This is a genomic window from Streptomyces sp. NPDC025273 (assembly GCF_040638585.1).
GTDB lineage: Bacteria > Actinomycetota > Actinomycetes > Streptomycetales > Streptomycetaceae > Streptomyces > Streptomyces cinereorectus.
Genome location: NZ_JBEZYP010000005.1, coordinates 114034 through 138254 on the forward strand (window position 1 = coordinate 114034; position 24221 = coordinate 138254).

At 71.7% G+C, this 24221-nt stretch carries 21 protein-coding genes and 1 pseudogene; 15 read left to right on the forward strand and 7 right to left on the reverse strand.

Annotation, left to right across the window (positions count from 1 at the left end; all coding sequences use genetic code 11):
* Window positions 1–102 precede the first annotated feature (102 nt).
* The 5 genes from AB0F38_RS11260 to AB0F38_RS11280 all read left to right on the forward strand — a co-directional run bounded on the left by AB0F38_RS11260 (window position 103) and on the right by AB0F38_RS11280 (window position 6975).
* Window positions 103–1290, forward strand: a complete 1188-nt coding sequence (locus AB0F38_RS11260) for a sensor domain-containing protein (RefSeq protein ID WP_361890129.1) — start codon at window positions 103–105, stop codon at window positions 1288–1290.
* Between the two features lie 155 nt (window positions 1291–1445).
* Window positions 1446–2810: a sensor domain-containing protein gene (locus tag AB0F38_RS11265; RefSeq protein ID WP_361890132.1), complete on the forward strand. Its 1365-nt coding sequence runs from the start codon at window positions 1446–1448 to the stop codon at window positions 2808–2810.
* A gap of 251 nt (window positions 2811–3061) precedes the next feature.
* Window positions 3062–3721: a response regulator transcription factor gene (locus tag AB0F38_RS11270; protein ID WP_361890681.1), complete on the forward strand. Its 660-nt coding sequence runs from the start codon at window positions 3062–3064 to the stop codon at window positions 3719–3721.
* 247 nt (window positions 3722–3968) lie between these two features.
* Window positions 3969–5924 (forward strand): 2-oxoacid:acceptor oxidoreductase subunit alpha, encoded by a 1956-nt coding sequence (locus AB0F38_RS11275; RefSeq protein WP_361890135.1) that lies wholly within the window; start codon window positions 3969–3971, stop codon window positions 5922–5924.
* Window positions 5917–6975 carry a 2-oxoacid:ferredoxin oxidoreductase subunit beta gene (locus tag AB0F38_RS11280; RefSeq protein WP_361890138.1) on the forward strand — a complete coding sequence of 353 codons (1059 nt, stop codon included), beginning with the start codon at window positions 5917–5919 and terminating at the stop codon, window positions 6973–6975. Before AB0F38_RS11275 ends, AB0F38_RS11280 begins: the two co-directional genes overlap by 8 nt.
* Window positions 6976–7040: 65 nt before the next feature.
* Here AB0F38_RS11280 and AB0F38_RS11285 read toward each other — a convergent pair whose 3' ends face one another.
* Window positions 7041–7418, reverse strand: a complete 378-nt coding sequence (locus AB0F38_RS11285) for a helix-turn-helix domain-containing protein (RefSeq protein WP_361890141.1) — start codon at window positions 7416–7418, stop codon at window positions 7041–7043.
* Window positions 7419–7522: 104 nt separating this feature from the next.
* Between AB0F38_RS11285 and AB0F38_RS11290 the strand changes: the two genes are divergently transcribed.
* The 7 genes from AB0F38_RS11290 to AB0F38_RS11320 all read left to right on the forward strand — a co-directional run bounded on the left by AB0F38_RS11290 (window position 7523) and on the right by AB0F38_RS11320 (window position 12323).
* Window positions 7523–8383, forward strand: coding sequence for an SDR family oxidoreductase (locus AB0F38_RS11290; protein WP_361890143.1), 861 nt, complete (start codon window positions 7523–7525; stop codon window positions 8381–8383).
* A 114-nt stretch (window positions 8384–8497) separates the two neighbouring features.
* Window positions 8498–9538 (forward strand): EamA family transporter RarD, encoded by a 1041-nt coding sequence (gene rarD / locus AB0F38_RS11295; RefSeq protein WP_361890146.1) that lies wholly within the window; start codon window positions 8498–8500, stop codon window positions 9536–9538.
* 23 nt (window positions 9539–9561) lie between these two features.
* The gene (locus tag AB0F38_RS11300) at window positions 9562–9708 is read left to right on the forward strand and encodes a hypothetical protein (protein WP_361890149.1); all 147 of its coding nucleotides are present in this window, start codon (window positions 9562–9564) and stop codon (window positions 9706–9708) included.
* Window positions 9709–9721: 13 nt separating this feature from the next.
* A complete protein-coding gene (locus AB0F38_RS11305) occupies window positions 9722–10171 on the forward strand; it encodes a hypothetical protein (protein ID WP_361890152.1) in 450 nt (149 codons plus the stop codon).
* Window positions 10172–10369: 198 nt separating this feature from the next.
* On the forward strand, window positions 10370–10819 hold the full coding sequence (locus AB0F38_RS11310; protein WP_361890155.1) for a VOC family protein: 450 nt from the start codon (window positions 10370–10372) through the stop codon (window positions 10817–10819).
* 65 nt (window positions 10820–10884) lie between these two features.
* On the forward strand, window positions 10885–11691 hold the full coding sequence (locus tag AB0F38_RS11315) for an HAD family hydrolase (RefSeq protein ID WP_361890158.1): 807 nt from the start codon (window positions 10885–10887) through the stop codon (window positions 11689–11691).
* Between the two features lie 83 nt (window positions 11692–11774).
* Complete coding sequence (locus tag AB0F38_RS11320; RefSeq protein ID WP_361890161.1) at window positions 11775–12323, forward strand: NAD(P)H-dependent oxidoreductase; 549 nt, start codon at window positions 11775–11777, stop codon at window positions 12321–12323.
* On the opposite strand, the gene AB0F38_RS11325 is transcribed toward AB0F38_RS11320, so the two are convergent.
* From AB0F38_RS11325 to AB0F38_RS11345, 5 genes are all read right to left on the reverse strand, one after another.
* Window positions 12316–12936 carry a TetR/AcrR family transcriptional regulator gene (locus tag AB0F38_RS11325; protein WP_361890164.1) on the reverse strand — a complete coding sequence of 207 codons (621 nt, stop codon included), beginning with the start codon at window positions 12934–12936 and terminating at the stop codon, window positions 12316–12318. The genes AB0F38_RS11320 and AB0F38_RS11325 overlap by 8 nt on opposite strands.
* A 205-nt stretch (window positions 12937–13141) precedes the next feature.
* Window positions 13142–14023 (reverse strand): ABC transporter permease, encoded by an 882-nt coding sequence (locus AB0F38_RS11330; protein ID WP_361890167.1) that lies wholly within the window; start codon window positions 14021–14023, stop codon window positions 13142–13144.
* Window positions 14010–14999 (reverse strand): ABC transporter ATP-binding protein, encoded by a 990-nt coding sequence (locus tag AB0F38_RS11335; protein WP_361890170.1) that lies wholly within the window; start codon window positions 14997–14999, stop codon window positions 14010–14012. The genes AB0F38_RS11330 and AB0F38_RS11335 overlap by 14 nt, the downstream gene beginning before the upstream one ends.
* Window positions 15000–15079: 80 nt before the next feature.
* Window positions 15080–16318 (reverse strand): DUF2092 domain-containing protein, encoded by a 1239-nt coding sequence (locus AB0F38_RS11340; protein WP_361890173.1) that lies wholly within the window; start codon window positions 16316–16318, stop codon window positions 15080–15082.
* 251 nt (window positions 16319–16569) lie between these two features.
* Window positions 16570–17580, reverse strand: coding sequence for a polyprenyl synthetase family protein (locus AB0F38_RS11345; RefSeq protein ID WP_361890176.1), 1011 nt, complete (start codon window positions 17578–17580; stop codon window positions 16570–16572).
* Between the two features lie 725 nt (window positions 17581–18305).
* Between AB0F38_RS11345 and AB0F38_RS11350 the strand changes: the two genes are divergently transcribed.
* From AB0F38_RS11350 to AB0F38_RS11360, 3 genes and pseudogenes are all read left to right on the forward strand, one after another.
* Complete coding sequence (locus tag AB0F38_RS11350) at window positions 18306–20300, forward strand: CocE/NonD family hydrolase (protein ID WP_361890179.1); 1995 nt, start codon at window positions 18306–18308, stop codon at window positions 20298–20300.
* A gap of 126 nt (window positions 20301–20426) precedes the next feature.
* Window positions 20427–21656: a fumarylacetoacetase gene (gene fahA, locus AB0F38_RS11355; RefSeq protein WP_361890182.1), complete on the forward strand. Its 1230-nt coding sequence runs from the start codon at window positions 20427–20429 to the stop codon at window positions 21654–21656.
* Window positions 21657–21914: 258 nt separating this feature from the next.
* Window positions 21915–22052 (forward strand): annotated as a pseudogene (locus AB0F38_RS11360) (Uma2 family endonuclease); the annotation flags it as partial.
* A 47-nt stretch (window positions 22053–22099) separates the two neighbouring features.
* On the opposite strand, the gene recQ reads toward AB0F38_RS11360, so the two are convergent.
* Window positions 22100–24130: a DNA helicase RecQ gene (gene recQ, locus AB0F38_RS11365; protein ID WP_361890185.1), complete on the reverse strand. Its 2031-nt coding sequence runs from the start codon at window positions 24128–24130 to the stop codon at window positions 22100–22102.
* Window positions 24131–24221: the final 91 nt, after the last annotated feature.

The following is a 24221-nucleotide window of genomic DNA, read 5'->3' on the forward strand; positions in this document are numbered from 1 at the left end:
GAGGGTAAGCAGCCGCGTCGCACAACTGGTGGGGTTATCCCTACTTCGCCCCCACCCACGAACCCCATGGCGTGGGCGCCCCCGGCCCGGCAGGCTTGCCGTATGACCATGAGCCCCGCCATGCCGGACCACGACCTTCCACCGCCCGCGCGCTTCGCTCTCGACCGGTGGACGTGGAAGGAGGTCGCGTATCTCCTGGCCAACCTTCCGATGGCGATCGCCGGGTTCGTCTACGCCGTGTTCCTGATCGGTGTGGGCGTGGGACTCTCCGTCACCGTGATCGGACTGCCGCTGTTCGCCCTCGGGCTGCAGGGGGCACGCGGCTTCGGCCGGGCCGAGCGGGGCAGGGCGCGGGGATTGCTCGGGGTACGGATCGACGAACCGAGTCAGATGGCGCGCAGCCACCGGGACACGGGCTTCTTCGCCTGGCTGTGGTCGGCGCTGAAGGACCCGGTGGCCTGGCGGTCGTTGCTGTATTCGTTCATGCGGCTGCCGTGGGGCGTGGCGACGTTCGCCGTGACGCTGGTGAGCCTGTTCGTGCTCTGGCCGGTGCTCCCCTTCATCGCGCGGGGGCTGACGAACGCGGACCGGGCGATGGCCCGCGGGCTGCTGTCGCCCTCGGACGAACTGGAACGCAGGATCGCCGAGCTGGAGTCGGACCGGGGTGTGGTGGTGGACACGGCCGCCGCCGACCTGCGCCGCATCGAACGCGACCTGCACGACGGCGCCCAGGCCCGCCTCGTCGCCCTCGCCATGGACCTGGGCCTGGCGAAGGAAAAACTCACCGACGACCCCGAAGCCGCAGCCCGCATGGTCGACGAAGCCCACGGAGAGGTCAAGGTCGCCCTCCAGGAACTCCGCGACCTCGCCCGAGGCATCCACCCCGCCGTCCTCACCGACCGAGGACTCGACGCCGCACTCTCCGCCATCGCCTCCCGCTGCACCGTCCCCGTCAACGTCTCGGTGGACCTGACCTCACGACCCGCCCAAGCCATCGAAGGCATCGCCTACTTCACCGTCTCGGAACTCCTCCAGAACGTCAGCAAACACGCCCGGGCCACCCACGCCACCGTCGACGTACGACGCACCACCGACCGGCTGCTCATCCAGGTCACCGACGACGGACACGGCGGGGCGCGACTGGACGGCGGTACGGGCATGGCGGGGCTGGCGGAGCGCCTGGGGGCGGTCGACGGTCTGTTCGTGCTGGACTCCCCGGAGGGCGGGCCCACCACGGTCACCGCGGAACTGCCCTGGCGGGACGGCGCGGACACCTCGGCGGAGGTCTGACCGCGCCCCCACGCCCGGGGTGGGGAAAACCCCCGGCCGGATACGGAGACCGCCCTCATGGTGCGGCGCCGCCCGGCACAGCAGTCTTGAGGTATCGGCAGGTGTACAGGCCCGCGGGGGAGTTCCCGCTCGGAAGAAACGGACGGACGCCACTCATGGCCACGGCATACGGACCGGAGACGCGGGACCACCACAGGACCGGTGCCGGACCGGGCGACCACCCACGGGCACCGCGGACGAAGCACTTCTTCCCGGCGGCGCTGCGGGCGCCGCTCGAGGCGCGCACCTGGCGCGAGCTGGGCTACCTCCTTCTGAGTCTCCCGATCAGCGTGGTGCTGTTCAGCTGCGCGGTCGTCATGACCTCGCTGGGGCTGGGCATGCTCATCACCTTCCTGGGCATTCCGGTACTCGCCGCCGGGCTCGTCATGTGCCGAGGATTCGGCGCGTTGGAGCGGGGCCGTGCACGCGGACTGCTGAAGCTCGACGTGCCGGACCCGGAGCCGTTGCGCGGGAGGACGGGCGGCCTGATGTCCTGGGTCGGCGCGGTGCTGAGGAGCGGGGCGTCCTGGCGGCATCTGCTGTACGCGCTGCTGCACTTCCCGTGGGCCGTGCTCGCCTTCACGGTCGCGCTGACGTTCTGGTCCTACGGATGGGCGACGTTCACCTACCCGCTGTGGCACTGGGTCTTCCCGGCGTACGCGGGGACCGGCGGCATCCAGCTGTACGGGGACCGCACGCACGAGGTCTACCTCGACACCCCCTTCGAGCTGGCGGTGACCAGCGGTGCCGGCCTGGCGATCGTCCTCGTGACGCCGTGGATCATCCGTGGTCTGGCGTCCGTCGACCGGCTGATGGTCGCCGGTCTGCTGGGCCCCTCACGGCTGGCGACCCGGGTCTCGGAGCTGGAGTCGGACCGGGGTGTGGTGGTGGACACGGCCGCCGCCGACCTGCGCCGCATCGAACGCGACCTGCACGACGGCGCCCAGGCCCGCCTCGTCGCCCTCGCCATGGACCTGGGCCTGGCGAAGGAAAAACTCACCGACGACCCCGAAGCCGCGGCCCGCATGGTCGACGAAGCCCACGGAGAGGTCAAGGTCGCCCTCCAGGAACTCCGCGGCCTCGCCCGAGGCATCCACCCCGCCGTCCTCACCGACCGAGGACTCGACGCCGCACTCTCCGCCATCGCCTCCCGCTGCACCGTCCCCGTCAACGTCTCGGTGGACCTGACCTCACGACCCGCCCAAGCCATCGAAGGCATCGCCTACTTCACCGTCTCGGAACTCCTCCAGAACGTCAGCAAACACGCCCGGGCCACCCACGCCACCGTCGACGTACGACGCACCACCGACCGGCTGCTCATCCAGGTCACCGACGACGGACACGGCGGGGCGGACATCTCGTCGGGCAGTGGCCTGGCCGGGCTCACCGAACGCCTGGACGCGGTGGACGGCGTCCTCGTCGTCGACTCCCCCGCGGGCGGTCCGACGACGGTCACGGCCGAGCTGCCCTGGCGGGGCTGAGCGCGGCTCCGCACAGCCCGGGCCGGCGGCGGCAGCGCCCCGGACGCCATCACGGCGTCCGGGGCGCTGCCGCCCGCGTGCGCGGGCCGCGCGGAACCGCCGGCCCACGCGCGGGCGCACCGGACGAAAGGCCTCGGTACGGCCCGTCCGGGGACGGATGCTGGGATGCTGGACGCCGTAGGGGCGGCGCGTGCAGCGGCGTACAGGGAGCAACACCGACAGTGGGGGACAACAGCGTCGTGGAGGACAGGGTGCGGGTCGTCATCGCCGAGGATTCGGTACTGCTCCGGGAGGGACTCACCCGGTTGCTGACCGACCTCGGGCACGATGTCGTGGCGGGGGTGGGGGACGCCGAGGCGTTGCTCAGGACGGTGAGCGATCTCGCCGCACAGGACGCGCTGCCCGACGTGGTGGTCGCCGATGTGCGGATGCCGCCGACCCACACCGACGAAGGCGTGCGGGCCGCGGTGCGGCTGCGCAAGGACTATCCGGACATCGGGGTGCTGGTGCTCTCGCAGTACGTCGAGGAGCAGTACGCCACCGAACTGCTGGCGGGCAGCAGCCGGGGCGTGGGCTACCTGCTCAAGGACCGGGTCGCCGAGGTCAGGGAGTTCGTGGACGCCGTCGTGCGGGTCGCGCGGGGCGGGACGGCGCTGGACCCCGAGGTCGTGGCGCAGTTGCTGGGACGGAGCCGCAAGCAGGACGTGCTGACACGGCTCACGCCCCGCGAGCGGGAGGTCCTAGGTCTGATGGCGGAGGGGCGCACCAATTCCGCGGTGGCCAAACAGCTGGTGGTCAGCGACGGAGCGGTGGAAAAGCACGTCAGCAACATCTTCCTGAAACTGGGGCTTTCCCCCAGTGACGGGGATCACCGGCGCGTTCTGGCGGTTCTCACCTATCTGAACTCCTGAAAGTCGGATGATCTAGCGGCAGTGCAGCGAAAACCCAGGCCTACGACGAAAGGATGAGCACCGAGGGCGTCCGTCCGACGGCTTGGGGGGTCCGTGATCATGGCAGAGCGTGACGAAACGGCGTCTCGAAAACGCGTCCACCATATGATCGGTCCAAGGAAGGCGACCCTTACAGAAGTAGGGTGGGGCCTGGACCGCCGGCGGGTCGGCCGGTCCCGAGCCGCCGCCCCGAGGGAGGTCCAGTTCAGTGACGAGCCAGGTCAGTAGCCCAGCCGGAAAGACCGACGAGCCCAGCGAGGCTGTCGTCGGGGAGCAACGCGCCCCCCTGTCCGATCGAACGGGTGCCACTGAGAAGGAAATCCGCCGTCTGGACCGGGTGATCATCCGTTTCGCGGGTGACTCCGGCGACGGGATGCAGCTGACGGGTGACCGGTTCACGTCGGAGACGGCGTCGTTCGGGAACGACCTGTCGACCCTGCCGAACTTCCCGGCCGAGATCCGGGCGCCTGCCGGGACCCTGCCGGGCGTGTCGTCGTTCCAGCTGCATTTCGCGGACCACGACATCCTGACACCGGGCGACGCGCCGAACGTGCTGGTCGCGATGAATCCCGCCGCGCTGAAGGCGAATATCGCGGACGTTCCGCGCGGGGCCGACATCATCGTGAACACCGACGAGTTCACGAAGCGCCCGATGGCGAAAGTCGGATATGAGACGTCGCCGCTGGAGGACGGGTCCCTCGAGGCCTACAACGTGCATCCCGTGCCGTTGACGACGTTGACGATCGAGGCATTGAAAGAGTTCGGTCTTTCCCGCAAGGAGGCCGAGCGGTCGAAGAATATGTTCGCGCTCGGGCTGTTGTCGTGGATGTACAACCGGCCGACCGAGGGTACGGAGAAGTTCCTCCGGTCCAAGTTCGCGAAGAAACCGGTCATCGCCGAGGCGAATGTGGCGGCGTTCCGGGCGGGCTGGAACTTCGGGGAGACGACGGAGGACTTCGCGGTCTCCTACGAAGTCGCCCCTGCGTCGCAGGCGTTCCCCACGGGTACGTACCGCAATATCTCCGGGAATCTCGCGTTGTCGTACGGGCTGATCGCGGCCGGCCGGCAGGCGGATCTCCCGCTCTATCTGGGCTCGTATCCGATCACTCCGGCCTCCGACATCCTGCATGAGCTGTCCCGTCACAAGAACTTCGGTGTGCGGACGTTCCAGGCGGAGGACGAGATCGCGGGGATCGGGGCCGCGCTGGGCGCCGCGTTCGGCGGTTCCCTCGCGGTGACGACGACCTCGGGCCCGGGGGTGGCGCTGAAGTCGGAGACGATCGGCCTCGCCGTCTCCCTGGAGCTGCCGCTGCTGATCATCGACATCCAGCGGGGCGGCCCCTCCACGGGTCTGCCCACCAAGACCGAGCAGGCCGATCTGCTCCAGGCCATGTTCGGCCGCAACGGCGAGGCGCCGGTTCCGATCGTCGCGCCGAGGACGCCGGCGGACTGTTTCGACGCGGCCCTGGACGCGGCCCGTATCGCGCTGACGTACCGGACCCCGGTGTTCCTGCTGTCGGACGGGTATCTGGCGAACGGTTCGGAGCCGTGGCGGATCCCGGAGGCCGACAGCCTGCCCGACCTGCGGACGCAGTTCGCGACCGGCCCGAACCACGAACTCGCCGACGGCACCGAGGTGTTCTGGCCCTACAAGCGCGACCCGGAAACCCTGGCCCGCCCCTGGGCCGTACCGGGCACTCCCGGCCTGGAGCACCGGATCGGGGGGATCGAGAAGCAGGACGGCACGGGGAACATCTCCTACGACCCGGCCAACCACGACTTCATGGTCCGCACCCGCCAGGCCAAGATCGACGGCGTCGTGGTCCCCGACATCGAGGTCGACGACCCGGCCGGCGCGCGGACGCTCGTCCTGGGCTGGGGTTCGACGTACGGGCCGATCACCGCCGCGGTCCGGCGGCTGCGGGCGTCCGGCGAGACGATCGCGCAGGCCCACCTGCGCCATCTCAATCCGTTCCCGAAGAACCTGGGCGAGGTGCTGGGGAGGTACGACAGGGTCGTCGTCCCGGAGATGAACCTCGGACAGCTGGCCACCCTGCTGAGGGCCAAGTACCTCGTCGACGTGCAGAGCTACAACCAGGTCAACGGAATGCCCTTCAAGGCCGAGCAGCTCGCCACAGCCCTCAAGGAGGCCCTCGATGCCTGACACCAACGAACTCCTCCACCTGGTCCCCAAGGCCGAGGGCAAGCAGTCCATGAAGGACTTCAAGTCCGACCAGGAGGTGCGCTGGTGCCCGGGCTGCGGTGACTACGCGGTCCTCGCGGCGGTGCAGGGCTTCATGCCCGAGCTCGGGCTGGCCAAGGAGAACATCGCGTTCGTCTCCGGCATCGGCTGCTCCTCCCGCTTCCCGTACTACATGAACACGTACGGGATGCACTCCATCCACGGGCGCGCGCCCTCCATCGCGACCGGGCTGGCCACCTCCCGCCGCGACCTGAGCGTGTGGGTCGTCACCGGGGACGGCGACGCCCTGTCCATCGGCGGCAACCACCTGATCCACGCCCTGCGCCGCAACGTCAACCTCAAGATCCTCCTCTTCAACAACAGGATCTACGGCCTGACGAAGGGCCAGTACAGCCCCACCTCGGAGCTCGGGAAGATCACCAAGTCGACGCCGATGGGTTCGCTCGACGCCCCCTTCAACCCGGTCTCCCTGGCCCTGGGCGCCGAGGCGTCCTTCGTGGCCCGCACCGTGGACTCCGACCGCAAGCACCTCACCGGGGTGCTGCGCGCCGCCGCCGACCACCCCGGCACCGCGCTGGTGGAGATCTACCAGAACTGCAACATCTTCAACGACGGCGCCTTCGACGCCCTCAAGGACAAGGAGAAGGCCGAGGAGGCGGTCATCCGCCTCGAACACGGCCAGCCCATCCGCTTCGGGGCACAGGGGTCCAAGGGTGTCGTCCGCGACCCGGTCACGGGTGACCTGAACGTCGTCGCGGTGACCGAGGAGAACCAGTCCCGGATCCTCGTCCACGACGCCCACAACCCGAGCCCCACCACGGCCTTCGCCCTGTCCCGCCTGGCCGACCCCGACACGCTGCACCACACCCCCATCGGGGTCCTGCGCAGTGTGGAGCGCCCTGTCTACGACACCCTGATGTCCGACCAGCTCGACACCGCCATCGAGCAGCACGGCAAGGGCGACCTGAGCACCCTCCTCGCCGGCAACGACACCTGGACCGTGGTCGGCTGACCGGCCGCCACCCGGCCCGCGGAGGCCGGGAGCACGTCCGCGGAGGCCCGGAGCCGACCGAGCGGTCAGCTCCGGGCCTCGTCGTACGCCTCGCGCGCCGCCTGTACGGCGTCCACGCGCCGCTCGGTCCAGCGGGCCAGCCCCCAGACCTGGTCGGCGGCCTCCTTGCCGAGCGAGGTGAGCGAGTAGTCCACCCGGGGCGGGATCACGGGCTTCGCGTCCCGGTGCACGAAGCCGTCGCGCTCCAGGGTCTGCAGGGTCTGCGCCAGCATCTTCTCGCTGACCCCGCCGACCGTGCGGCGCAGCTCGCTGAAGCGGTACGAGCGCTCCAGCAGCGCGGCCAGCACGAGGACGCCCCACCGGCTGGTGACGTGTTCCAGCACCAGCCGTGAGGGGCACATCGGCTGGTTCACGCTCGGAGTCCGCCCGGCACTTACGCTCATGCCAGTACCTTACTTCAAAGTGGGTACTTTCGTTTGGTTAGTGCCCTCTCTAGAGTGAGTGGCGAGAGTCCGTACGAGGATCAGCGCACCCAGAGGGAGAAATCATGAGCATCGTTGTCACCGGAGCCACCGGCGAGCTCGGCCGTCTCGTCGTCGAGCAGCTTCTCGCCACGGTCCCGGCGGACCGGATCGCCGCGGTCGTCCGCGACAGGGAGAAGGCCGCGGGCCTCGCCGCCCGGGGCGTCGAGATCCGCGTCGCCGACTACGACCGCCCCCAGACCCTCGCCGAGGCCTTCCGGGCCGGTGACCGCGTGCTGCTGATCTCCGGCAGCGAGGTCGGCAGGCGGGTGCCGCAGCACTCGGCCGTGATCGACGCGGCCAGGGCCGCGGGCGTCGCCCAGCTCGCGTACACGGGTGTGCTGGGCGGTCCGGACGCGGACTTCCAGCTGGCCGCCGAGCACCGGGTGACCGAGCAGCTGATCCTCGACTCCGGGCTGCCGTACACCTTCCTGCGCAACGGCTGGTACACCGAGAACTACACGGCGAACCTGGCCCCCGTCCTGGAGCACGGGACCGTCGTCGCGAACGCGGGCGACGGGCGCGTCGCCTCCGCCACCCGGGCCGACTACGCCGCCGCCACTGCCGCCGTGCTGACCGGCGAGGGCCACCTCGGCGCGGCGTACGAGCTGAGCGGGGACGTCGCCTGGTCGCTGGCCGAGTACGCCGCCGCGGTCTCCGCCGCGACCGGCAGGGAGATCACGTACACCGACGTGCCGGCCGCCGCGCACCAGGAGATCCTCGTCGGCGCCGGCGTGCCCGAAGGCTTCGCCGCGATCCTCGTCGACGTCGACGAGGCGATCAGGCGCGGGCTGCTGGCGGGCACGAGCGGCGACCTGGCCCGCCTGGCCGGCCGGCCGACGACACCGCTGGCCGAGACGGTGGCCGCCGCGGTGGCCTCGGCGTGAAGCGGAACTGATCTTGTCACGACCGTTCCCGTGAGACGGCTATGACAGGAGGCCTTTCCGGCGCTACCGTCGTGCGGTCGGCCGATCGCCGGCGCAGGAGTACCGGGAGGGCCCGTGAAGGGGAAGAACGAGCAGCGGGCCGGCCTGCTGTACGGAATCGGCGCGTACGGGATGTGGGGTCTGGTGCCCCTGTTCTGGCCGCTGCTGAAGCCGTCCGGAGCGGTGGAGATCCTCGCGCACCGGATGGTCTGGTCGCTGGGCGTCGTCGGGATCGCCCTGCTGTTCCTGCGCCGCTGGGCCTGGATACGCGAGCTGGCCGGGCAACCCAGGAAGCTCGGCCTGATCGCGCTCGCCGCGGCCGTCATATCGGTCAACTGGGGGCTCTACATCTGGGCCGTCAACAACGGCCGCGTGGTCGAGTCGTCGCTCGGCTACTTCATCAATCCGCTGGTCACCATCGCGATGGGCGTCCTGCTGCTCGGTGAGCGGCTGCGGCCCGCGCAGTGGACCGCGGTGGCGACCGGTTTCGCCGCGGTGCTCGTGCTGGCGATCGGGTACGGGCAGCCGCCGTGGATCTCGCTGGTGCTGGCGTTCTCGTTCGCGACGTACGGCCTGCTGAAGAAGAAGGTCAACATGGGCGGCCTGGAGTCCCTGGCCGCCGAGACCGCCGTCCTGTTCGTGCCCGCGCTGGGCTTCCTGCTGTGGCTCGGGGCGCGCGGCGACGCGACGTTCCTGGCCGGAGGTGCGGGGCACGGGGCCCTGCTCGCCTCGACGGGCCTGGTCACCGCGATCCCGCTCGTCTGCTTCGGCGCGGCGGCGATCCGGGTCCCGCTGTCCGTGCTGGGCCTGTTGCAGTACCTGGCGCCGGTCTTCCAGTTCGCGCTCGGCATCCTGTACTTCGACGAGGCCATGCCGCCCGAGCGATGGGCCGGCTTCGCCCTGGTCTGGGTAGCACTGATGATGCTGACCTGGGACGCGCTGCGGAAGGCGCGGCAGACGCGGGCCCAGGCACTGCGCCTCGCGGTGCTGGCGGCGGAGGCCGGCGCCCCGGTGAGTACGGGTTCCGCTCCGGCACCGGCCACGACGGCCGGCCAGGACGCGACGACGGCACCGGGCCCCGACGCGACGGCTACGGAGCAGACCTCGGCCCCCTGACCGGGGGCGCGGACACCGTGGTCGTGATCCGTCCCGACAACCACGTGGGGCTGGTCGCCGGGGCGGACGACACCCCTGCGGTGCTGGGGTATCCGGCCGGGCCGGACCGGGCGCGGCCGGCGGACCGGATGGGTGTGGCATGCATGGTGGACGGCGCACGCAAAGGCTGATTGAGTGCCCCGGATGGGGACGGTTCTGGGGGACATGAGGCACGTTCAGTGGCATGAGCTGCGCCATGCCCATGGTTCCGCGTCCCAGGTCCCCGGGATGCTGTCCCGGATCGCCTGGGGCGACAGCGAGTCCGCCGAGGACGCGCTGAGTGATCTGGGGCAGTGGATCGGCGCCATGGCGGTGTTCGACTCGACGGTCGCCACGGTGCCGTTCCTGTGGGAGCTCGCCGCCGTGGAGACGGTGAAGGACCGCGTCGGGGTGCTCGACCTGCTGCGGACGATCCTCGCCCACGGGCACGCGCACCACCCGGAGTGGACGCGGGGCGCCCACCAGGCGGTCCTGGCGGGCCGGGCCACGGCCGTGCGGCTGGCCGGGGACGGCGACCCGGCGGTGCGGCGGTCCGCCCAGGAGCTGCTGGCCGTCCTCGACGCCCACACCTGCGCGACCTGCCCGCCGGACTAGGCCTCCGGCTCCGCCGGGCCGGGCTCACGGGGGCCGGCGCACCCCGCCCGGATCACCGGTGTGCAGCGGCTCCAGGCGGCGGGCATCCCGGGCATCCCGAGCGAAGCGGTACGGCGGCCCTGCCACGTACGGAGAATCAGCCCCGATTGCGGCGCGCCCGTTGCCATTGACGTCCCGCAACCACTAAGAACGGCTTCCATGACCCTGCACTGGAAGCTCGTCATCGACGCCACCGACCCGCACGCCCAGGCCGACTTCTGGGCCGAGGCCCTCGGCTACCTGGTCGAGGACCACAGCGTCCTGATCGAGGAGCTGCTCGCCGTCGGGGCCGCGCCCGAGTCCGTCACGGTCGAATCCCATGGGCGCCGCGCCTGGCGTGATCTCGCGGCGGTGCGGCATCCGGACGATCCGTTCGAGGAGAAGAGCGGGGCCGGCCTCGGGCGGCGCCTGCTCTTCCAGCGCGTGCCGGAGCCGAAGACGGTCAAGAACCGCCTCCACCTGGACGTGCACACGGCCCCCGGACAACGCGACTCGGAGGTGGCCCGGCTGGTGGCCCTGGGGGCGGGCGTGCTGCGTACCGTGGAGGAGCCGGGCGGGTCGTGGCAGGTCCTCCTGGACCCGGAGGGCAACGAATTCTGCGTCCAGTGACGGAGCTGACCGTCCGCGCAGGTCAGCGGTGTACGGCCGGAAGCCGATCTCCCTAGGCTTGCCCCATGCCGACGCCACCCGCATATTCCCTCGTCGCCACGGATCTCGACGGGACCCTGCTGCGTTCCGACGACACCGTGAGCCCCCGCTCCCGTGCGGCCCTCGCCCACGCCGCAGCGGCCGGCGCGCGGCATCTGATCGTCACGGGGCGGGCGGTGCCCGGCATACGGGCGCTGCTCGCGGACCTGGACTACGCAGGTCCCGTGGTCTGCGGTCAGGGCACCCAGGTGTACGACGCCGGGTCGGCCCGCATGCTGAGCTCCGTGACGCTCGACCGCGAGCTGGCCGACGCCGCGCTCGGCAAGATCGAGGCGGAGGTCGGCCAGGTGTTCGCGGCGGTGGACCAGGACGGCGCCGGGGGCCGGACCCTGATCGAGCCGGGCTACCGGATGCCGCACCCCTCGCTCCCCGCCCGACGGACCGGCCGCCGCGAGGAGTTGTGGGCGGCGCCGATCATCAAGGTCCTGGTGCGCCACCCGGAGCTGACCGACGACGAGCTGGCCGCCGCGGCGCGCGCGGCCGTGGGCGAGCTGGCCAGCGTCACGATGGCGGGCCCGGGCACGGTCGAGCTGGCGCCGCACGGTGTGGACAAGGGCACCGGACTGGCCCTGGCCGCCGAGCTGCTCGGCTGCGATCCGGCGGACACGGTGGCGTTCGGCGACATGCCCAACGACCTGCCGATGTTCCGGCGTTCGGGCCACCGGGTGGCGATGGCCAACGCCCACGCCGAGCTGCGGGCGGCGGCGGACGAGGTCACGCTGTCGAACCAGGACGACGGTGTCGCGGTGGTGCTGGAGCGGCTGTTCGGCTGAAATCCCCACCGCCAACTGTATGCACCTGCATATAATGCGGACGCAGGTTACAGTCGCACGCAGACAATCGGGGAGATCACCTCATGGCCACGCGCAGCTTCCTCTTCCTGCTCGGCAGCAGCCGCGCCGACGGCAACACCGAGACGCTCGCCCGGCTCGCCGCCGAGCAGCTCCCGGCCCGGTCGGGGCAGCGGTGGCTGCACCTGCGAGATCTCCCGCTGCCCGACTTCGAGGACCTGCGGCACACGGAAGGCGGACACCCGGCCCCCACCGCGCCCGCCGCGACCCTGCTGGAGGCGACGCTCGGCGCGACCGACATCGTCATCGCCTCACCGCTGTACTGGTACGCGGTGTCCAGCTCCACCAAGCGCTACCTGGACCACTGGTCGGGCTGGCTGGAGACGCCCGGCCTCGACTTCGGGCAGCGGATGGCCGGGAAGACCCTCTGGGGGGTCACCGCTCTCGCGGACAGCGATCCGGCCATGGCCGAGCCCCTCGCGGGGACGCTGCGGATCTCCGCGCGGTATCTGGGGATGCGGTGGGGAGGGGTGCTGCTGGGCAACGGCAGCAAGCCCGGTGACGTCCTGTCCGACACCGCGGCGGTGTCCCGGGCCAAGACCTTCTTCAGCTGACGGCGCCACCGGTGGCCGGCGGCCCTCCGGCCCCGGGGTCCAACGAGCGCAGGACGTGGTCCACCAGCGAGGCGACCGTCGCCTCGTCCTGGGCAGGCTTGCCCAGCACGTGGCGGTAGTAGACGGGCCCGTAGAGCATCTCCACCGCCAGGGGGAGATCGGCGGCGGCCGGAATCTGCCCCTGCTCCTGGGCGCTGCGCAGCCGCGCCACCGCATCCTCGACACGCGGGCCGACCAACTGGTCCCTGACGGCGGCCGCGAGGTCGTCGTCGTGGTGCATCTCGGAGAGGATCCCGGCGTAGGCGGGGCCGTAGGGCGCCGTGGACATCAGCCGCACCGCGCCGTTGATGTGGGTCCGCAGGTCTGCCGCGATGTCACCGGTGTCGACGAACGGCGTGGCACCGACGAGCGCCTCCGTGAAGGCCTCCAGCAGCACCGCCCCTTTTGACGGCCACCAGCGGTAGATCGTCTTCTTGCTGACGCCCGCGCGCGCCGCGATGGCCTCGACGGTGACCCGGCCGTACCCCTTCTCCGTGCACAACTCCAGGGCGGCGTCCAGCGTCGCCCGCCGTGATCGCTCGCTGCGGCGCAGGGAACTCGGCGATGTGATCATTCGGTGAGCATAGGGGGAATCCGGCCGCGGCTTGTTGACAGCCCGTCGCCAGAAGTCGAACATTGACCAGGCAGAAACGGAACGTACCGTGTCGTGACGTTCCGTGAAGTGCACCGTTCGTGCCGTACGTGCCGCGACGAGCCGATCGGGGGACGGCTCGACCGGCCGACGGCGCGGACGGCCCCCGCCGGACCCGCCGCGGGCCTCAGACCGTGATGTCCTTCGCCGTGAACCGCGCCCAGGCCGCCGAGCCGAACACCGTCGCGTACACCGCCTGCAGACCGAGGTTCCTGACCATCTCGTCCCAGTGGACCGGGTCGCGCAGCAGGTCCGTGAAGGACAGCCAGTAGTGCGGGAAGAGATACGGGTGGATCCCTGCCGGCTGCGGCATCGTGTCCAGGATCTGCACGCTGATCAGCACGCCGACGGTGGCTGCCATCGCCGCGATCCCGCTGTCGGTGAGCGTCGAGACGAACAGTCCCAGCGCCGCGAACCCGGTCAGGGACGCCGCCACCACCACCGCGATCAGTCCGGCGCGCAGGAGCCCCTCCCCGAAACCGATCCGGGTCCCCGAGATCGTGGTGACCTCGCCGACGGGGAAGAGCAGCGCCCCCACCGCGAGCGCCGACACCGCCACGACCAGCGTCGCCACCAGGCAGAACACCAGCACGGACGCGTACTTCGCGAGCAGGAGCCGGGTGCGGCCCGCCGGGGCCACCAGCAGGTAGCGCAGGGTGCCGCCGCTCGCCTCGCCGGCGACGGAGTCGCCCGCGACGACACCGACCGCCATCGGGAGGAGGACGGGAAGCGTCGCCGAGAGTGCGGCGAAGACCAGGAAGAGGCCGTTGTCGGTGATCTGGGAGAGGAACGCGGGGCCGCCTCCCCCGCCGGCCGGTGAGCCGTCGCCCGTCTCGATCCGTACGGCGATCCCGACGAGTACGGGCACGGCGGCCAGCACCCCCAGCAGGGCCAGGGTGCGCCCCCGGCGGAGCGTGGTGGTCAGTTCGGAACGGAGGATCCCGAGCGTCCACCACACACGGCGCGGGGCGCGGGGCGCTGCCGCCGCGACGGATTCAGCCTGCGACATCGAATCCCTCTCCGGTGAGTGCGACGAAGGCGTCCTCCAGTGAGGCCCGTTCGATGCCGAAGGCACGTACGCGGACACCGCCGCGCACCAGGGCCGCGTTGAGGTCGGCGAGCTCCACCTCGCCGGGCGGCGCGTCGGCGCTCACCCGGTCCCCGTCGGTCAGGAGACCGGTCGCCCCGTGCTCCCCGAGGACGCGGGCGGCGGCGCCCGGGTCGGGCGTGGTGACGGTGAGCCGGCCGCGGGTCCCCGCCGCGAGGCCGGCGACCGGGCCCTGGGTGAGGAGCCTGCCGCGCGCCATCACCGCGGCGTGGGTGCAGACCTGTTCGATCTCGTCGAGCAGGTGGGAGGAGAGGAACACGGTCGTCCCCCCGGCCGCCAGCTCCCGGATCAGGGAGCGGATCTCGCGCATGCCCTGCGGGTCGAGGCCGTTGGTCGGCTCGTCCAGGACGAGCAGTCTGCGCGGCTGGAGCAGCGCGGCGGCGAGGCCGAGTCTCTGCTTCATGCCGAGCGAGTACGCCTTGGCCTTCCTGCCGGCCGCGGCGGCGAGCCCGACCCGCTCCAGGGCGCTGTCGACGCGTGCGCGGCGGGTGCGCGGATCGGCCGCGGCGTCGGCGGAGTCGTAGCGCACCAGGTTGTCGCGGCCGGTCAGGAACCCGTAGGGGGCAGGGCCTTCGATCAGCGCGCCGACGTGCGGGAGGACCGTGCGGGCGGCGCCGGGCATGGGGCTGCCGAGGACGCGCGCGGTACCGGCGGTCGGGTCGATGAGGCCCAGGAGCATCCGGATGGTGGTGGTCTTGCCCGAGCCGTTGGGGCCGAGAAAGCCGAAGACGCTGCCGCCGGGGACCCGCAGGTCGAGCCCGTCGACGGCCAACTGGCCGCCACGGTAACGCTTGGTGAGGCCGCGGGTCTCGATCACGGCCGCGCCCGGCTCCTCGCCGGATCCCGCCGCCGGCGTCCCGGTCACCGTGTCCGTCATGGGCACTCGTCCTCTCCCCGCCGCATACGCCCCGCCCCGCCGTACGGAGGGTACGGCGGGGCGGGGCCGTGCGGCGTGTACTACTTGGCGGTGTCGGCGGCCTTCACCAGCGCGTCCTTGGTGACCGCGCCGATGTAGACCTTGCCGTCGTCCGTCATCAGCGCGTTGACCAGGCGGGTCTTGAAGACCGTGCCCGAGCCGAAGTCGCCGGTCACCTTGTCGCCGAGGGCGTCCAGGAACTGCTGCGCCTCGGCGGGCACATCGCCGGAACCCGCCGCGGGGAGCCCCGCGCCGCCCGGGAGGTCGATCTCGGCGACCGCGCTCCAGCCCTCACCGATGACGTTGAGCCCCTGGAAGTCCTCCAGCGCGGACAGGTCCTTGTGTGCCTTGTCCGCGGCGCCGTCCTTCTTCGCCTCGGCCTTCAGCTCGTCGGCCTCGGTCACCTTCGCACCCTTGGGCGGGGTGAAGGAGAAGGAGGACGTGTCGGGCTTCGAGAAGTCGACCTTGGTGAACCCCGCGTCGATCGCCGCCTTGCCACCGCTGCTCGGGGACAGGGTGAACTTCAGCGGTACGCCGTTCTCCGCGTCCACCGCGACCCGGATCGAGCCGATCGTGGAACCGGACTGCCTGGGCTTGATCAGCAGCTGGTACGCGTCGCGTCCGGCCACCTGCGCCGTGCCGTCGACCGTGACGGACGTGGTGTCGCCCGCCGCGGCGAGGGCTTCCTCGGCCAGCTCCTTCGGCGTGGTCGGCACGCCCTCGGGCGCCGTGCGCTCCTTGTTCTTCCCACCCTCCGGCCCGGCCTGGCCCGAGGGCGCGTGGTAGACCTCGTTGCTCGCGCTGTCGTACGCCCAGACCTCGTCCCCGTTGTGGATCAGGCTGTACTCGGAGCCTTCGCCGAGGATCGACAGGCGCTGCCTGTCGGGGCCGTCGGCCGCCACGCGGAGCGTGTGCGTGCCGGAGGCGAGCTCCATCAGCTTGGCGTCGGGAGCGGCGCTCGACGTGCTGTCGCCCGGCCCGGCGCCCGGCACGAAGGAGTCCGTGAGCCCGCCGAAGGACGGGATGCCGAGGTCGGTGCTGATCTTCACCGTGCCGGAGAGCTGCTGCTCGTCCGATGCGGCGATCCTCTCGATGAGTTCCTGCGCCGTGATCTTCGGCAGCTGGGGGTCGCCGGAGTCGGCGAGCGCCGGGACGAGTCCGATCGTCGCCGCTGCCACCCCCGCCACCGCGACGGGGACGATGTACCGCGCCGCCTTGCGACGGACCATGACGGTGCCCGTGGCCTCGCCGGTGGTCTCTGCGCTGTCGTTCGGTGCCATGTGTGCCCTACCTCCGTGGTCGGCGGCTGCCATCCCGTGCACTCGTCCACTCCCTGCCGCCGTTCTCACCCGATGGGGTCAGGAGTGGTTGTTCTCCATCTGACCAAACAAGAACGCTTCAGGCGTCAGCCCGCGGGAGCAACTGCGCCTACCCCTCCGGTATGACACGGAGGGGCGGGGGGTCAGCCATCCAGTAGGGGGAGGGCGTCGACGGGAGGCCGCCGTCCGGCAGGGGCGGCGGCGCACGGGCGTCAGCCCGCGCGGTGCACCACGGCGTCGCACAGTTCCTCGAGTGCGGCCTTGGCGTAGCACTCGGGCAGCGGCGCCAGGGTCGCCCGCGCCGCCTGCGCGTAGCGGATGGTGTCCCGCCGCGCCTGCTCCAGCGCCGGGTGGGTACGCAGCCTGCGCAGCGCCTCGGCGAGCCGGTCGTCGTCGCCGAGGTCGCCGTCCAGGAGTGCGACGAGCTCCAGGTCGTCCGGGTCGCCCCCGGCTTCGGCCTGCGCGCGGAGGTGGAGCACCGGCAGCGTGGGGATGCCCTCACGCAGGTCGGTGCCGGGCGTCTTGCCGGACTCGTGGGAGTCGGAGGCGATGTCGAGCACGTCATCGGCGAGCTGGAAGGCGATGCCGAGCCGCTCCCCGTACTGGGTGAGGATGTCGACGACGGAATCGTCGGCGCCGGCCATCAGGGCACCGAACCGCCCGGACACGGCGACCAGCGAGCCGGTCTTGCCGCCGAGCACGTCCATGTAGTGGTCGACCGGGTCGCGGCCGTCGCGCGGGCCCGCGGTCTCCAGGATCTGGCCGGTGACCAGTCGCTCGAACGCCTCGGCCTGGATGCGCACGGCATCGGGGCCCAGGTCGGCCAGGATGTGCGAGGCGCGGGCGAAGAGGAAGTCACCCGTCAGGACGGCGACGGAGTTGCCCCAGCGGACGTTCGCGCTGTCGACCCCGCGGCGTACGTCCGCCTCGTCCATCACGTCGTCGTGGTACAGCGTGGCCAGGTGCGTCAGCTCGACGACCACGGCCGCGGGGACGACTCCCGGTGCGTCGGGGTCTCCGAACTGGGAAGCCAGCATCACCAGCAGCGGACGGAATCGCTTGCCTCCCGCGCTGACGAGGTGCTGGGCGGCCTCCGTGATGAACGGGACCTCGCTTTTCGTGGCGTCCAGCAGCCCCGCCTCGACAGCGGCCAATCCGGCCTGGACATCGGCCTCAAGCGCCTGGTCCCGCACGCGCAGTCCGAACGGCCCGACGACGGTCACGAGGGGATCTCCTGTCTGCTGACGATCACACGGAATGTCGATGTGTCGTTGTCCTCACTCAACTCAGCGTATCCGGTCGCGTTTGGATCACCGTGGGCGCCTTCCCGCCACCGCCGGTATGTTCGGGATCAGCTCATACGATCAGGAGTTGCCGCTTTGTCCCCAACCACGACCGGCACCGGGTCGGCGGGCCCGTCTCCCGGTGACGACCACGCCTTCCTCGGCCTGCCACGGGGCCTGACGCCCCTGTCCGGTCCGCAGGTCCGGGAGCGGTTCCCCTCCCTCGGGAGGCGGGCCGTCCCGGGCCCCTCGCGCGCTGACACGGTCGCGAACGGCGGCATGGGCAGGGACCCGGGCAGCCGTCCACGGCACCCTCGGCCCCGTGGTTCCGTCGCGGCCGGGCGGCCGGATCCCCGGCAGGCCGTCACCTGGCCGGGCGAAAGCACGGGGCCGGCCACGCCCCGGCGCCCCGCCCGATGCGCCGGGCGGTGCCGCGGATCACGGCCGGTGTCGTCATGGCCGCCCTCGCGTGACGGCTCCGGCGGCCGGCTCACCACGGACCGCTTCGCCGGTGCGCGGCCCCGTGGTCCCTGCTCTACGGCGAGGTCTCCAGCCCCGCCGACTTCGGTGCCGGTGGCGCGATCGCGGAGGGGGCCGGTGTGGCCGGCATCGCAGCCGCTCCCTGGCTCAAGCGCACCACGCACCCCGTCCACTGAGGTATCGCCATGCAGATCCGTACCGAATTCCCGTACGAGACGACCCACGAGGACCTCTACATCCCCCTGTCGGACGGCACTCAGCTGTACGCCCGGATCTGGCGGCCGGTCACCGACGAACCGGTGCCCGCGCTGCTGGAGTACCTGCCGTACCGGCTGAGCGACTGGACGGCGCCGCGTGACTGGCAGCGCCACCCCTGGTACGCGGGACACGGCTACGCCTCCGTGCGGGTCGATGTGCGCGGGCACGGCAACAGCGAGGGGATGCCGGGCGACGCGTGCGACGCGACGGAGGTCGCGGACGGGGTCGCCGTGGTGCACTGGCTCGCCCAGCAGGAGTGGTGCTCGGGCCGGGTCGGCATGTTCGGCATCTCGTGGGGCGGATGCAACTCGCTCCGGATCGCCGCCCTGGCCCCGGAGCCGCTGAAGGCGATCGTCACCGTCTGCTCGGCCGACGACCGCTACGACAACGGCGGCCACTACATGGGCGGCTCCGTCCTCGCCGTCGACATGCACGCCTGGGCCGCCGGCATGCTGGCCTTCGTCTCCCGTCCGCCGGATCCGGCGGACGTCGGCGACGACTGGAAGGACATGTGGCTGAAGCGGCTGGAGGCCGTCGGCCCGCTCATCCACACATGGCTGTCGCACCAGACCCGTGACGACTACTGGAAGCACGGCAGCGTCCGCGAGGACTACGGCGCCGTCAAGGCGAACGTCCTGGCGGTCGGCGGCTGGCACGACCCTTGCCGCGACACCGTCCTGCGGCTCGTCGAGCACCTGGACCCCGGGCGGGTGCGCGGGCTGATCGGGCCCTGGTCGCACCAGTACCCGGACCGGGAACTGCCCCCGGGGCCCGCGATCGGCTTCCTCCAGGAGACGCTGCGCTGGTGGGACCAGCACCTCAGGAACAAGGACACCGGGGTGATGCACGAGCCCCTGCTGCGGTCCTGGATCAGCGGCTCGCACCGTCCCGCCACGGTCTACGAGACGCTCCCCGGGCGCTGGGTCGGCGACGCGCGGTGGCCGTCGGAGAACGTCACGCCGGTGGCGTACGCCCTCCAGGGTGGTCCGCAGATCGTCCGCTCGCCGCAGCAGACCGGACTGGACGCGGGCCGCTTCTGCCCCTTCGGCAACGACGCCGACCTGCCTCCCGACCAGCGCGACGAGGACGCCAAGTCGGTGTGCTTCGAGTTCCCCGTCGCGGACACCCCCATCGAGATCCTCGGCAGGCCCCGGGTGAAGCTCCGCATCCGGATGGACGTGCCGCGCGGCCAGGCGATCGCCCGCCTGTGCGACGTGGCCCCGGACGGCGCCTCGACCCTGGTGACCCGGGGCGTCCTGAACCTGTCGGCACGGCACGGCCGGGACCGGTCGGAGGACTGGCCGGCCGGCGGGACCGAGGACGTCACCCTCGAACTGAACGGCATCGGGCACACCTTCCCGCCCGGCCACCGGATCAGGCTCGCCGTCTCGTCCTCGTACTGGCCCTGGATCTGGCCGCAGGCCGGCTCGGACGGCTTCACGCTCGACGCGGACGGCAGCCTCGTCGAACTGCCGGTGCGCCGGCACACGGAGGACCCGGCGATCACCTTCGGCGCACCGGAGCAGTCGGAACCCCTCGGGGTGGTCTTCCCCGTCACGCTCGACGAGCAGCGCCCGGAGCGTCTGGTGGTCCGCGATGTCGCCACGGGCGAATGGCGCCTGGAGGTCGACCCGCGCCACGGCGGCACACGGGTCTACCCGGACGGGCTCGAGATCACCGAGGACGCCGTGGAGACCTACACGATCCAGGAGGACGACCCGCTGTCGGCGCGGGCCCGCTCCAGCTGGGCGATCCGGCTGCACCGGCCGGAGATGTCCTGGGACGTGCGGATCGAGACGCGGTCACAGACGCGTGCGGACGCGGACGACTTCATCACGTCCGACGAGGTCGTGTGCAGGGACGGCGACGAGATCGTCTTCCACCGGACCTGGGAGAAGAGGATCCCGCGAACGGCCGGGTGACGGGTCCGCGCCGAGGGAGTACGGCGTAATCCTCCGGGCATTACGCATGCTTGAGGCGACTGCCGCGGGGTGGCGCCGCCGACGTAACGTGTCCCTCAAGCGACCTGGAAAGCGAGGCAGCAACAGATGCCCGAGCAGAGCAGCCCGCTCGATCTGGCCGAGGGAGACCCCTTCGGTCCGCACCACCTTCCGTACGGCGTGTTCTCCACCCCCGAGCACCCGGAGGACCGCAGGGTCGGTGTCCGCATCGGCGGCCATGTGCTGGACGCGGGAGCCGCCGCGCACGCGCTCGGTTCGCCGTACGCCCAACTGCTGGCGCAGCCGAGCCTGATGCCGCTGCTGGCGGCGGGCCGGACCGCATGGCGGGACGTGCGGCGCGCGCTCACCGCGTGGGTGACCGTCCCGGCGCACCGCCCTGACATAGAGCCGCTGCTGCACCCGGTCGACGCGGTGGCGCTGCACCTGCCGTACGAGGTGGCGGACTACGTCGACTTCTACGCCAGTGAGCACCACGCCACCAACGTCGGGAGGATCTTCCGGCCGGACGGCGCGGCCCTCACCCCCAACTGGAAGCACCTGCCCATCGGTTACCACGGGCGTGCGGGCACGGTCGTCGTCTCCGGTACGGACGTGGTGCGCCCGTCCGGGCAGCGCAAGGCGCCCACCGACCCGGTCCCCGTGTTCGGACCCTCGGTGAAGCTGGACATCGAGGCCGAGGTCGGCTTCGTCGTCGGCGTCCCGTCGCGGCAGGGCTCCCCGGTCGCGCTCGGCGACTTCCGCGAGCACGTCTTCGGCCTGTGCCTGCTCAACGACTGGTCGGCCAGGGACATCCAGGCCTGGGAGTACGTGCCGCTCGGCCCGTTCCTCGGCAAGTCCTTCGCCACCTCCGTATCGGCGTGGGTGACCCCGCTGGAGGCCATGGACGCGGCCCGTACGGCGCCGCCCGCCCGGGACGTCGAGCTGCTCCCGTACCTGGACGACGCGGACGACGAGGAGCCCGGCGGCTTCGACATCCGGATCTCCGTCGCGATCAACGGCCAGGTGGTGTCCGAGCCGCCGTTCTCCTCCATGTACTGGACGGCGGCCCAGCAGCTGGCGCAGATGACGGTGAACGGCGCCTCGCTGCGCACGGGGGACCTGTACGGCTCCGGCACGGTCAGCGGAGCGGAGCCCGGCGAGCGCGGCTCCCTGCTCGAGCTCACCTGGAACGGCCGCGATCCGCTGGACCTGCCCGGGGGAAGGCGGACGTTCCTGGAGGACGGCGACACGGTGACCCTGTCCGCCTGGGCGCCCGGTCCGCACGGGACGCGGGTCGGACTCGGCGAGGTCACGGGCCGGATCACGCCCGCGGCATGAGTCCGGACGCCCTCACGCCGGCCGGGGTGCGCCGTGGCGGGGGCGGGGCCGGCGGGGCGCGGCGACGGCGCTCCCCGGCGGACCCGGATTCCGCGGTCGCCCCGCCGTCCGGGTCCCTGGGCGACCCGGACGCGGGCGCGTCTCGGGGAGGCAGGTGGTCGACGCCGCGCGAGTCGTGCACACGTGCGGGCGGGCTTGGTCCGGTAGGCGGCGGATACGGTGGACGGACCCGCGAGACTCCTTCGTACGGGAGCACCGATGAGCATCGAACCCGCGGCCCCCGAGCCGAGGTGGGCGGTCCCGCCCGTAGGCGGCCGGACCGACGATGACCTGGACACACTCCCGAATCTGCCTCCGCATACGGAGCTCATCGACGGGAGCCTCGCGATCGTCACGCGAGGCCGGGCGACGCCGCGATAGCGCCCTCGTCGCCCGTCACGCGCTCAGTCGAACTCGGGTGGCTCCTCGTCCCAGCCGGCGTGCGCGTCCATGTCCTGCTCCACCTGTATCGGCCGCACCGCCCGCGCCGGCTCAGCGGCGCGAGCGGCTTCCGGCGGAGCAGCGGCGGGCGGGCCTGCCGGTGCCGGCACGGTGGGAGCGCTGTCCGTGCCGTCGTCCGGCCCCGCTCCTCCCAGCCCGGCCAGCACCTCCAGGACACCTTCGCCGTACGTCGCCAGCTTCTTCTCGCCCAGGCCGCTGATGCCGCCCAGCTCCGCCAGGGAGCCCGGGCGCAGGGCGGCGATCTCCCGCAGCGTCGCGTCGTGGAAGATCACGTACGCCGGGAGGCCCAGCTCCTTCGCCTGGGCGCCGCGCCAGGCGCGCAGCGCCTCGAAGACCGGGACGGCCCCGGCCGGGAGGTCGGCCACCGCGGCGGCGGACCTGCCCTTGCGCTCGCCGCCCCTGGCCGAGCGGGCCGTCGGCTTCTTCGGCTCCTTGCGCAGCAGTACCTCGCGCTCCCGGCCGAGCACCGAGCCACTCTCCTCGGTCAGCACCAGCGTGCCGTACTCGCCCTCGACGGCGAGCAGCCCCTGCGCCAGCAGCTGGCGCACCACACCTCGCCATTCCGCCTCGGCCAGCTCCTCGCCGATGCCGAACACCGAGAGCTGGTCGTGGTCGAACTGGATGATCTTCGCGGTCTTGCGGCCCAGCAGGATGTCGATGATCTGGCCGGCTCCGAACTTCTGCCCGCGCTCCCGCTTCAGCCGGACCACGGTGGACAGCAGCTTCTGCGCGACCACCGTGCCGTCCCAGGTCTCGGGCGGGGCGAGGCAGGTGTCGCAGTTGCCGCAGGTGTGCTCGCCGGGCTCCTGGCCGAAGTACGTCAGGAGCTGGGCACGGCGGCACCGGACGGTCTCGCAGAGCGCCAGCATCGAGTCCAGGTGCGAGGCGGCCCGGCGCCGGAACGCCTCGTCGCCCTCGCCGCCCTGGATCAGCTTGCGCTGCTGGACGACGTCCTGGAGTCCGTACGCCATCCAGGCCGTGGAGGGCGCACCGTCACGGCCCGCGCGGCCGGTCTCCTGGTAGTAGCCCTCGACGGACTTCGGCAGGTCGAGGTGGGCGACGAAGCGCACGTCGGGCTTGTCGATGCCCATGCCGAAGGCGATCGTCGCGACGACGACCAGCCCCTCCTCGCGCAGGAAACGCGACTGGTGCTCGGCGCGCGTCGCGGCGTCCAGGCCCGCGTGGTACGGCACGGCCTCGATGCCGTTGCGGCAGAGGTATTCGGCGGTCTTCTCCGTCGAGTTGCGCGACAGGCAGTAGACGATGCCGGCGTCCCCCGCGTGCTCCTCCTGGAGGAAGGTGAGCAGCTGCTTCTTCGGGTCGGACTTCCCCACGACGCGGTACTGGATGTTGGGCCGGTCGAAGCTGGCCACGAAGTGCCTGGCGTCGGGCATGCCCAGGCGCTGGGTGATCTCCCGGTGTGTGGCGTCGGTCGCCGTGGCCGTGAGCGCGATGCGGGGTACGTCGGGCCAGCGCTCGCCCAGGACGGACAGCGCCAGGTAGTCGGGGCGGAAGTCGTGGCCCCACTGGGCGACGCAGTGCGCCTCGTCGATCGCGAAGACGGAGATCTCACCGCGGGCGAGCAGCGCGAGGGTGGAGTCCAGCCGCAGGCGCTCCGGCGCCAGGTACAACAGGTCGAGCTCGCCCGCCACGAACTGGGCCTCCATCGAGCGGCGCTCGTCGAAGTCCTGCGTGGAGTTGACGAAGCCGGCGCGGACGCCGAGCGCCCGCAGGGCGTCCACCTGGTCCTGCATGAGCGCGATCAGCGGGGAGACCACGATGCCGGTGCCCGGCCTGACCAGGGCGGGGATCTGGTAGCAGAGGGACTTGCCGCCGCCCGTGGGCATGAGCACGACCGCATCACCGCCGGCGACCACATGCTCGATCACCGCGCCCTGCTCGCCGCGGAACGCCTCGTACCCGAACACCCGGTGCAGCGTCTGCTGCGCGGCGCTCTCGGTCGTCACACTCATCGTTCCCGTCCGCCCGTCCGTACCGTCCGTGTCGCTGTCCGACCCGTCCACAGCAACCATAGGTGCCGCGTACGACAACGCCGGACGGGCT